The organism is Streptomyces sp. NPDC056883, assembly GCF_042788835.1.
GTDB classification, from domain to species: Bacteria; Actinomycetota; Actinomycetes; order Streptomycetales; family Streptomycetaceae; genus Streptomyces; species Streptomyces stoeckheimensis.
The window spans coordinates 1-10,047 of sequence record NZ_JBHUBS010000022.1 but is presented as its reverse complement, the minus strand read 5'-3'; the positions used below and the strand labels follow the sequence as shown (position 1 = coordinate 10,047).

8 protein-coding genes are annotated in these 10,047 nt (G+C 72.3%); 7 read left to right on the top strand and 1 reads right to left on the bottom strand.

Annotated features, from left to right (window positions below; genetic code table 11):
• Positions 1-127 precede the first annotated feature (127 nt).
• A complete protein-coding gene (locus ACFRU2_RS35640) occupies positions 128-1,708 on the bottom strand; it encodes a protein kinase (RefSeq protein WP_382980157.1) in 1,581 nt (526 codons plus the stop codon).
• Between the two features lie 250 nt (positions 1,709-1,958).
• On the opposite strand from ACFRU2_RS35640, the gene ACFRU2_RS35635 reads away from it, so the two are divergent.
• The 7 genes from ACFRU2_RS35635 (at position 1,959) to ACFRU2_RS35605 (ending at position 9,886) form a co-directional block, all read left to right on the top strand.
• Positions 1,959-3,677, top strand: coding sequence for a protein kinase (locus tag ACFRU2_RS35635; protein ID WP_382980156.1), 1,719 nt, complete (start codon positions 1,959-1,961; stop codon positions 3,675-3,677).
• A 130-nt stretch (positions 3,678-3,807) separates the two neighbouring features.
• Positions 3,808-4,254, top strand: coding sequence for a hypothetical protein (locus ACFRU2_RS35630; protein ID WP_382980155.1), 447 nt, complete (start codon positions 3,808-3,810; stop codon positions 4,252-4,254).
• A gap of 83 nt (positions 4,255-4,337) precedes the next feature.
• Positions 4,338-4,847, top strand: a complete 510-nt coding sequence (locus tag ACFRU2_RS35625; protein WP_382980154.1) for a hypothetical protein — start codon at positions 4,338-4,340, stop codon at positions 4,845-4,847.
• A gap of 85 nt (positions 4,848-4,932) precedes the next feature.
• Positions 4,933-5,640: a PadR family transcriptional regulator gene (locus ACFRU2_RS35620; RefSeq protein WP_382980153.1), complete on the top strand. Its 708-nt coding sequence runs from the start codon at positions 4,933-4,935 to the stop codon at positions 5,638-5,640.
• A gap of 33 nt (positions 5,641-5,673) precedes the next feature.
• Positions 5,674-6,405, top strand: a complete 732-nt coding sequence (locus ACFRU2_RS35615; protein WP_382980152.1) for an ABC transporter ATP-binding protein — start codon at positions 5,674-5,676, stop codon at positions 6,403-6,405.
• Positions 6,402-9,251 (top strand): FtsX-like permease family protein, encoded by a 2,850-nt coding sequence (locus ACFRU2_RS35610; protein ID WP_382980151.1) that lies wholly within the window; start codon positions 6,402-6,404, stop codon positions 9,249-9,251. The genes ACFRU2_RS35615 and ACFRU2_RS35610 overlap by 4 nt, the downstream gene beginning before the upstream one ends.
• Positions 9,252-9,346: 95 nt before the next feature.
• Positions 9,347-9,886: a bacterial proteasome activator family protein gene (locus ACFRU2_RS35605; protein ID WP_112446705.1), complete on the top strand. Its 540-nt coding sequence runs from the start codon at positions 9,347-9,349 to the stop codon at positions 9,884-9,886.
• Positions 9,887-10,047 lie beyond the last annotated feature (161 nt).

Sequence of the window (10,047 nt, the reverse complement as noted above, 5' to 3'; positions counted from 1 at the left end):
GCGGGGGAGGGGACAGCAAACCCCCCCGCCCCCCCCTCTTTGTTTGGTTTGTTTCTCGCGGAGCGAACCCTTCTCGTCGCCTTCTCTCGAGGAGCCCCCCCCCCGGGCCGTTCGGCATGGTGCGGGGCTACTCTCCGTCGTCCCCGATGCCGTTGCCCTCGGGCGTCTTCGACGGGCTCGGCGACGTCGACTTCGACGGGCTCGGCGTGGGCGTCGGGGTCGGCGTGGGCGTCGGCGTGGGCGTCGGCGTCGGAGTGGGCGACGGCGAGTACGAGTAGCTCGGCGTCGGCGACTTGCTGCGGGTCGTGGGCGGCGAGTAGGAGTACGAGCTCTCCGGCGCCGACTTGGACGCCGAGGTCTCCGGCGCCGGGCTCTCGGGCGACGCACCGCCCGAGGAGGACGCGGAACTCACCGGCGAGCTCGGGCCCGTTTTGGGGTCCTTCGTGCCGCCGAAGTTGTCGACCGCGTACGCCACGCCGCCCGCGACCGCCAGGACGGCGAGGATCGCGAACAGCCACAGCTTCCACTTGCCGCCGCCGGAGCGGTCGTCGTAGCCGTCGTAGCCGCCGTTCCCGCCCTGGCCGTGGCCGTTGCCGCCCCCGCCGGGGTAGGCGGAGCCGTCGTCCGGGTTCAGCGGCGGCACCATCGGCTGCTGGAACTGCGAGGTGTTGGAGTGCGCGCCGTACTGCGGCTGCCCCTGGCCGGGCGTCGCCATCGCGGTGGTCTGCGCCGGGCCGCGCCCGTGCGGCAGCGCCATGGTGACCGGGCCGGTGTTCCAGGTGCCGGTGTTGGCCCCCTGGTCGTGCAGCATCTGCAGGGCGTACTGGACCAGCCCGCGCATCTCCTCGGCGCTCTGGAACCGGTCGTCCGGGTCCTTCGCGAGGGAGCGCATGACGAGCCCGTCGAGCTCCTGCGGGATCTGGCCTCCCTCCGGCAGCTGCGAGGGCGGGATCGGCGCGTCCTGCACGTGCTGGTAGACCACCGACAGCGGGGTCTCCCCGGTGAACGGGGGACGCAGCGAGAGCAGTTCGTAGAGCAGACAGCCCGTCGCGTACAGGTCGGAGCGGTGGTCCACGGCCTTGCCGAGGGCCTGTTCGGGCGAGAGGTACTGCGGCGTGCCCATGACCATGCCGGTCTGGGTCATCGTCGACTGCGCGCCGTGCAGGGCGCGCGCGATGCCGAAGTCCATCACCTTGACCGCGCCGGTGTCCGTGATGATCACGTTGGCGGGCTTGATGTCACGGTGCACGATGCCGTGCTGGTGCGAGTACGCGAGCGCTTCGAGCACGCCGGAGGTGATGATCAGCGCCTGGTCGGGGCCCGGGGCCTCGGCGCTGATCAGCAGGTCGCGGATGGTGCGACCTTCGACCAGTTCCATGACGATGTAGGGGACGACGTTCGGGCCGACCCGGTCCTCGCCCGAGTCGTACACGGCGACCACGGCATGGTGGTTGAGGCCCGCGACCGACTGCGCCTCGCGCGTGAAGCGGGCCTTGGACACCGGGTCCTCGGCCAGGTCGGGGCGCAGCAGCTTGACGGCGACGGTCCGGCCCAGCCGGACGTCCTCGGCGGCGAAGACCTCGGCCATGCCGCCCCGGCCCAGACGGTGGGTCAGCCGGTAACGGCCGTCACCCACCAGGCCGCCCGCGCCCCAGTGCTCAGGACCCTCTGCCATCCCGGCGCCGCTTCCCTCGGGTTCGGGTGCCATCAGTCCTCACCGTCGTCTGTCTCGGCCGCCGCTCAGCGGTAGGTCCTCATCGTGTGCTCCGACGAACGCTACAGCCTCGGAACCGGTCACCGTTCGGACAAGGACCCCCCATGCGCCGCCTGTGGACCCCCTGTGGCCTTGTGGTCACGGAACGGGAACCTGGCTTGACGTGTGCTTGCCCTCCGGCAGACTGAGGCCGACATGCGCTCAGCCAGAGGCGTATGGACAATCCCGAGGGGAAGCAACAGTCATGAGCCAGGACGGCACTCAGGGCCAGTACGCGGGCGGCTCTTTGGCCGGTGGCCGTTACCAGCTGAGGGACTTGCTCGGCGAAGGAGGCATGGCCTCCGTCTACCTCGCCTACGACTCCGCGCTCGACCGCCAGGTCGCCATCAAGACCCTGCACAGCGAGCTCGGACGCGAGCAGTCCTTCCGCGAACGCTTCCGCCGCGAGGCCCAGGCTGTAGCGAAACTGTCGCACACCAACATCGTCTCGGTCTTCGACACCGGTGAGGGCGTCGTGTCCTTCGCGGACCCCTCGGTCGCCGACGGCGCGGTCATGCCGTACATCGTCATGGAGTACGTCGAGGGGCAGCCGCTCGGCTCCGTCCTGGACGGCGACATCAGGCAGTACGGGGCCATGCCGGCCGACAAGGCGCTGAAGGTGACGGCCGATGTGCTGGCGGCTCTGGAGAGCAGCCACGAAATGGGGCTGGTCCACCGCGACATCAAGCCGGGCAACGTCATGATGACGCGGCGCGGAGTGGTCAAGGTCATGGACTTCGGCATCGCGCGCGCCATGCAGTCGGGGGTCACCTCGATGACGCAGACCGGCATGGTCGTCGGCACCCCGCAGTACCTCTCCCCCGAGCAGGCGCTCGGGCGGGCCGTGGACGCCCGCTCCGACCTGTACTCGGTGGGCATCATGCTCTTCGAGCTGCTGACAGGGCGCGTCCCCTTCGTCGCGGACTCGGCCCTGGGCATGGCGTACGCCCACGTGCAGGAGGAGCCGGTCGCCCCCTCCTCCATCAACCGCTCGGTCACCCCGGCGATGGACGCGCTGGTGGCGCGGGCCCTGAAGAAGAACCCGAACGAGCGTTTCCCCACGGCCGCCGCCATGCTCGACGAGGTCGCGCGGGTGGCGGGCGCCGGGCACACCGGAGCCCCGGTCATCGTCCCGGGCGCGCACCCGACCAACAGCGGTGCGGGCCTCGGCTCGGCCGTGTTCCCTCCGGTGGACTCCGCCCTGCAGGCGCCGCCGCACTCGGTGCAGCAGCCGTACCAGGCGCCGCACACCCCGGTGCCGTCCGCGTACGCGCCGACGCCGCCTCCGGCGCCGCAGTCCGGGGCGTACGGGTACCCGCAGCAGCACCAGCAGCACCAGCAGCACCAGCAGGCCCCGACCCCGGCGCCGTACTCGGCCCCGACTCCGGCGCCGTACTCGACCGCGACCCCGCCGCCGTACACGATCTCGCCGCAGGGCGGGCAGAGCGGTCACGGCCCGGCCGCGGGCGGGGCCGGCAAGAAGAAGAACCCGGTCGTGATCGGAGCCATCGCGGTGGCGCTGGTGGCCATCGGCGGGCTGATCGCCGTGCTGAACATGGGCGGTGACGGCGACAAGGACAAGGCCGGGCCGGCCACGCCGGGCTCCTCCACTTCGGCGTCCGCCCCGGCGAAGACCGGGCACAAGGGTCCGGACCTCACGCGGACGATCGAGGAGTCCAAGTGCAAGGAGGCCCGGAAGGGCACCGACCCCGCCAAGGTGGTGGCACCGGACTTCCGGTACATGAACGAGGTCTCGGTGAAGGCCTGCATCCGGGCCGCCGGCTGGAAGTACACCCCGAAGCCGAAGGACGAGGCGGTCTACGGCGAGGGGACCATCGTGGAGCAGCAGCCCGCGGGCAACGACGAGATCGACCCGAAGAACACCACCTTCACCCTGTGGATCTCGACCGGCGACCCGGAGTAGGAACCGGAGGCGGAGCCGGAGGAGGAGCCGGAGGAGGAGTACACCCCGTAAGGGTGAAGCGAGTTGGCCCGCCGTGCGCCGGTTCTGATACATACGCGCAGGTCACACCCGCCGCACCTCGGGAGTCCTGTTGCACCACCCCGCACGCGATCGCACACGCACCCTCCTCCGTCTCCTCACCGGCGCCGCCGCGACACTGGCGGCCGGCGCGCTCGCCGTCTCGCCCGCGTCGGCCGCCGGGGCCTCGTCCAGCTGCGAGACCGTCGGCGCCTACGGCAGCGCCGACTGGACGTGGCTGAACGGCTCCACGCTCCTCCAGGTCAAGCTCACGTCCGTGGACACCTCGGACGACGCCCGCGTCGCGGGGATCCGGCTCTACACGCTGGACCACCACGGCGGCTCGCACGACTGGCCCTGGCGCCTCAACAAGCGCGGGGCCGGCAAGAGCCAGACCTGGGAGACCACCCTCCAGGACAAGCGCGGGATCGACAGGGTCGGCGTGGAGGCCGCGGCGTTCAACGACGCCGGCTACCGGCGCCTGTGCGGTTCCGCTTCCGTGAAGAACCCGACCTTCTGAACACCCTGACCCTTTAGACGACCCGGCATCCCGAACGGCCTGTACGGGATGCCGGTTTTGTCCGGTTATGTAAATCTGAGTCCGTGACCTACGCCCGCGCGCTGCGCTGGACCGCCGGGGCAGCGATGGCAACCGCCGCGCTGCTGGTCACGGCGCCTGCGCAGGCCGCGGTCCTCACCCCTCTCGCCGCTTCCGCGTTCACCCCCTTCGGCGCCCCCGCCACCCCCGTCGCCGTGTCGTCCAACGACCCCGCGCCCGCGGCCGACGTGGCGGACCGGGCCTTCGAGGACCTCGCCGGGAGCTCCGCCGGGGCCGGGCGGGAACGGCCCGGGCGGCCGGTGGGCGAGCCCGCCAATCCCGAGACCGTGCTCGCCGCGCGCCCCGTCCCGGCACACCCCCGCACCGAGCCGGTCCTGCCGGTTCCCGCGATCCCCTCCGTCCCTCCGGCAAACCCGGTGGTCGGCGCGTTCGGCACCGAGCCGAACGAGCGGGCCGCCGATCTGGCCGCGCACATACTGCCGCTCGGAACGGGATTCGCCCTGATGGGACTGGGTCTCGGGTTCATGGGAATGCGGCTGCGCCGGGGCGCGTAGCCCCCGCCCCGACCTCCGGGTCCCCCTTGGGACGTAGGCCCCAGGATGGTTGCGGTGAGGTACATACTCGGTATACATACTGAGTATGTCGATCCGCCACGGCCTTCTCGCCCTGCTGGAACGGGGCCCCAGGTACGGCTCTCAGCTCCGCACCGAATTCGAGTCCCGCACCGGTTCCACCTGGCCGCTCAACGTCGGGCAGGTGTACACCACGCTCGCCCGTCTGGAGCGCGACGGCCTCGTCGAGCCCGGCGGCGCGGACACCGCCGGACACACCCTGTACGCCATCACCGAGACCGGCCGCCACGAACTGCACGCCTGGTACGAGCGTCCCGTCGACCGGGCCAACCCGCCCCGGGACGAGCTCGCCATCAAGCTCGCCATGGCCGTCGGCGCACCCGGCGTGGACATCCGCGCGGTCATCCAGGCCCAGCGGCACGCCACCGTCCAGGCCATGCAGGACTACACCCGGCTCAAGGCCCAGGCGCTCGCCGCCATCGAGAGCGGGCGCTCCGGCGAGCGCGACGACATCGCCTGGCTGCTGGTCCTGGAACAGCTGATCTTCCAGACCGAGGCCGAGGCCCGCTGGCTCGACCACTGCGAGTCCCGGCTCGTACGACTGTCCGCGCGCGGGGAGCGCGCACCGGCGGAGGCCGAACCGCCCGAGGGCCACGGCGGCGCGGGCCACCGCCCCGCCGAGCCCTCCGGGACCGCCCCGGCCCCCACCGTCCCGACCACGCCCACGACCACCGACCGGTCTCTTTCCCGTACCGCCCGCACGCGGCGGGTCTGAACCACCGCTCCACGTCCCAGGGGGGAACCCTTCATGCCCGACCAGCCCGTATTGCAACTGGACCAGCTCGTCCGCACCCACGGCAGCGGCGCCACCGAGGTGCACGCCCTGCGCGGGATCAACCTCTCCGTGTACCCCGGCGAACTCGTCGCCGTCATGGGCCCCTCCGGGTCCGGCAAGTCCACGCTGCTGACCCTCGCCGGCGGACTCGACACCCCGAGCGGCGGCCGGGTGATCGTCGAGGGCACCGACATCACCACCGCGAGCCGCAAGCAGCTGGCCGCCCTGCGCCGCCGCAGCATCGGGTACGTCTTCCAGGACTACAACCTGATCCCGGCGCTCACCGCCGCCGAGAACGTCTCCCTGCCGCTCGAACTCGACGGCGTCTCCGCCCGCAAGGCCCGGGTCTCCGCGCTCGCGGCCCTGGAGGAGATGAACCTCGGACAGCTCGCCGACCGCTTCCCCGACGAGATGTCCGGCGGCCAGCAGCAGCGCGTGGCCATCGCCCGCGCGCTGGTCGGCGACCGCCGCCTGGTCCTCGCCGACGAGCCGACCGGCGCCCTGGACTCCGAGACCGGGGAGTCCGTACTCGCCCTGCTGCGCTCGCGCTGCGACGCCGGAGCGGCCGGCATCCTGGTCACCCACGAGCCGCGCTTCGCCGCATGGGCCGACCGCGTGGTCTTCCTGCGCGACGGCAGCGTCGTCGACGAGACCCTGCGCAGCCAGGCCGACTCCCTGCTCTCCGGGCAGGCGGCCGCTCAGTGATCTCCTCGTACCACTCCTGGATCGCGGCGATCCGGATAGCCCGCCGCGACGCCTGGCGCTCCAAGGGCCGCAGCGCCCTCGTCCTGGCCATGATCGCCCTGCCGATCGTCGGCGTGAGCGCCGTCGACCTCACCATCCGCAGCTCGGAGCTCTCCCCCGAGCAGCGCGCCGTACGGGTGCTCGGTGCCGCCGACGCCAAGGTGCGCGACCCCCACATGGGCACGCCCATCTACCAGTCCCCCGACGCGCAGAGCTACGCCCCCGTCGGCGGATACGACGACTACCAGCCGAGCGCCGGCGGCCCGGACCAGGCCGCCGCCGCGCCGCAGCTCCCGGCCGGATCCCAGTCCGTCAAGGACAGCATTTCCTACGCCAAGGTCCGCACCCGGTACGGGATCCTGGACACCGAACTGCGCGAGGTGGACCCGGCGAGCCCGCTGGTCAAGGGCCTGTGGACGCTGGAGCGCGGCCGGCTGCCGCAGGGGTCGGGCGAGATCCTCGCCACCGGCGCCTTCCTGGAGGAGTCCGGGTACTTCCTCGGCTCCAGCGTGACCCCGCGCGAGTCGAAGACCTCGTACAAGATCGTCGGCGTCTACGAGCTGCCCGACGCCCTGAAGTCGGCGCAGCTCCTCGCCCCGCCCGGCACCCTGCTGGCCCCGCTCGACCGGGACCTGAAGGCCGCCGGCGGCATGGGAATGAGCCCCCAGGACGAGTACCTGGTGAAGGTCGGCGGCGAAGGTTTCACGTGGAACATGGTCAAGGAGACCAACGCCAAGCAGCGCCTCCTCGTCGAGTCCCGCGCCGTCCTGCTGAACCCGCCGGCCGACTCCGAGGTGCCGCTCTACACGGAGCAGCCCCGGGACGCCTGGCGGCCCGGCTCCATGATCGGGACCACCGAACTCGCGATCGTCTCCACCGTCGTCGGCCTCGCCATGCTGGAGATCTGCCTGCTGGCCGGACCCGCCTTCGCGGTCGGCGCCCGGCGCTCGCGCCGCCAGCTCGGCCTGGTCGGCGCCAACGGCGGTGACCGGCGGCACATCCGGGCCATCGTGCTCTCCGGCGGCCTCGTCATCGGCGCCGCGGCTGCCGTCAGCGGCACCGCCCTCGGCATCGCCCTCACCGTCGGGCTCCGCCCGGTGCTGGAAGGGGCCATCGGCCAGCGGTTCGGCCACTTCGACGTCCGCCCGCTGGAACTGCTCGCCATCGGCCTGCTCGCCGTCCTGACCGGGCTGCTGGCCGCGATCGTCCCGGCCGTCAACGCCTCCCGGCAGACCGTGCTGGCCTCCCTCACCGGCCGCCGCGGCGTGCGCCGGGCCAACCGGGTGCTGCCCGTCCTCGGCCTGATCGCCATCGCGGGCGGGGCCGCCATCGCCCTGTTCGGCTCCGTCTCCAAGATGGGCGCCACCGTCGTCGCGGGCGGCAGCGCCATCGCCGAGCTCGGCGTCGTCGCCCTCACCCCCACCCTGGTCGGCCTGTTCGGCCGGGCCGGCCGGTGGCTGCCGCTGTCGCCCCGCCTCGCGCTGCGCGACGCCGTCCGCAACCGGGGGCGTACGGCACCGGCCGTGGCCGCCGTGCTGGCCGCCGTCGCCGGCACCGTCGCCGTGGCCACGTACCAGCACAGCAAGGAGATCCAGGCCCGGCACGAGTACGTCGCCGCCCTGCCCTTCGGCGCCGGGCTGATCGAGACCAACGAGTTCACGGCGTACCGGGACGTGCCCGCGATGCGCGAGACCCTGTCGAAGGAACTCCCGGTGGCCGTACGGGCCGACGTGGAGCGTCCCGTCGTCGGCAAGCCGGGCTGCGCCCCGTGGGGCGACAGCCCCGACTGCGGGCGGGCCGAGATCATCATCCCGAAGGCGCAGCGCTGCCCGCTCTACGGGGCCGAGAACGGCCCGAGTTCGTTCACGCTGGCCCAGCGCAAGGAGCTGCGCAACGACTGGCGCTGCCAGGAAGGCCGCTTCGGGGTCCAGAACTCCCTGGTCGTCGCCGACGAGAAGCTGCTGTCCGTCCTGGCCGTCGAGGACCCGGGCGCGGCGGCCGCGCTGAAGGCGGGCAAGGCCGTCTCCTTCAAGAAGCAGAACGTGCTCGCGGACAAGGTCACCGTCCGGCTGATCATGGGCCGGGCCGAGCCCGCCCCCGGGTCCGCCCCCGATGAGCCGGGACCCGGCCAGGACAAGGTCTTCGCCGCGTACCAGCTGCCGGAATCGGTGAAGGGCTACGGCGTGGAGCTGGTGCTGCCGCCCGCCGCCGCGAAGAGCGCCGGGATCGCCTCCGTCCCCTTCGGCTCGTACTTCACCCTCGGCGGCGACGCGACCTCCGAGAAGCGCCAGCGGCTCGAAGGAGCCCTCGACAAGCTGGGCATGGACACCAACCTGCGGATCGAGAAGGGCTACGAGGGCGGCGACAGCCTCGTCATGCTCGTCCTGACCGTCTTCGCGGGCCTGGTCACCATCGGCGCGGCCGGCATCGCCACCGGCCTGGCCCAGGCGGACGCCGAGGGCGACCTGAAGACCCTGGCCGCCGTCGGTGCACCGCCGCGGGTACGGCGTACGCTCAGCGGCTTCCAGTGCGGGGTGGTCGCCCTGATGGGCGTGGTCCTCGGCTCGGCGGCCGGGATCCTGCCGGCGGTCGGGCTCCGGCTCACCGAACGGCGGGCCGCGGCCGACCTGGTCCGCAACGGCATCGAGAACGGCTTCTCGGCCGCCTCCGAGGCCGTTCCGTACATCCCGATCTCGGTGCCGTGGACCACGCTGGGCGGCCTGCTGATCGTCGTCCCGCTGGGCGCGGCCCTGCTGGCGGCCCTGGTCACCCGTTCCAGCGGAGCACTGGCCCGCCGCGAGGCCTGAAAATTCCGGTGCCGGTTGGTGCCCCCGCACAGGGTGGATCACGCCCGTGCGGGGGCACACCGAGTGAATACGAAGGTGTGCGAGAGAATGACGGCATGGAGATGCCGAGGAGTGAACGGTCGCAGGACAGCCCCCCGCACGGCCTGATCGTGGGGCAGGACGGGATGCCGGTCGGCGGCGCCGATGACGAGTCGCGCGAGGTCCCGGTGACGGAGATGGTCGAACAGCCCGCCAAGGTCATGCGGATCGGCAGCATGATCAAGCAACTCCTGGAAGAGGTACGCGCCGCACCTCTGGACGAGGCCAGCCGGGTCCGTCTCAAGGACATTCATGCGGCGTCGGTGAAGGAGCTGGAAGACGGCCTGGCTCCCGAGCTGGTGGAGGAACTGGAGCGGCTCTCCCTTCCCTTCACGGAGGAGGCGATCCCGTCCGAGGCGGAACTGCGGATCGCCCAGGCCCAGTTGGTGGGCTGGCTGGAAGGCCTGTTCCACGGCATCCAGACGGCCCTGTTCGCGCAGCAGATGGCGGCGCGGGCCCAGCTGGAACAGATGCGCCGCGCCCTCCCGCCCGGTTCCTCCCACGAGGACGACGAGGACGGCCCCCACGGCGCAGTCCGCTCGGGCCCGTACCTCTAACCCACCCCGCCCACCCCTCCGGGGCCGCCACCCAGCGGCCCCGGAGCCATGTCCGGCGACCCCCGGCGTTCGCGGACCGGGGGCAATCTCAGCCTCGCCGGCGTTTGAGGCGCGGGGTCTGGGGCGGAGCCCCAGGGGCTTTTCAGCCGTCCGGCGTTTGA

Bases quoted from the DNA above. Each gene is read 5' to 3' on its own strand.
- ACFRU2_RS35640 (WP_382980157.1), bottom strand. From the start codon at position 1,708: ATGGCACCCGAACCCGAGGGAAGCGGCGCCGGGATGGCAGAGGGTCCT.
- ACFRU2_RS35635 (WP_382980156.1), top strand. From the start codon at position 1,959: ATGAGCCAGGACGGCACTCAGGGCCAGTACGCGGGCGGCTCTTTGGCC.
- ACFRU2_RS35620 (WP_382980153.1), top strand. From the start codon at position 4,933: ATGTCGATCCGCCACGGCCTTCTCGCCCTGCTGGAACGGGGCCCCAGG.
- ACFRU2_RS35615 (WP_382980152.1), top strand. From the start codon at position 5,674: ATGCCCGACCAGCCCGTATTGCAACTGGACCAGCTCGTCCGCACCCAC.
- ACFRU2_RS35605 (WP_112446705.1), top strand. From the start codon at position 9,347: ATGGAGATGCCGAGGAGTGAACGGTCGCAGGACAGCCCCCCGCACGGC.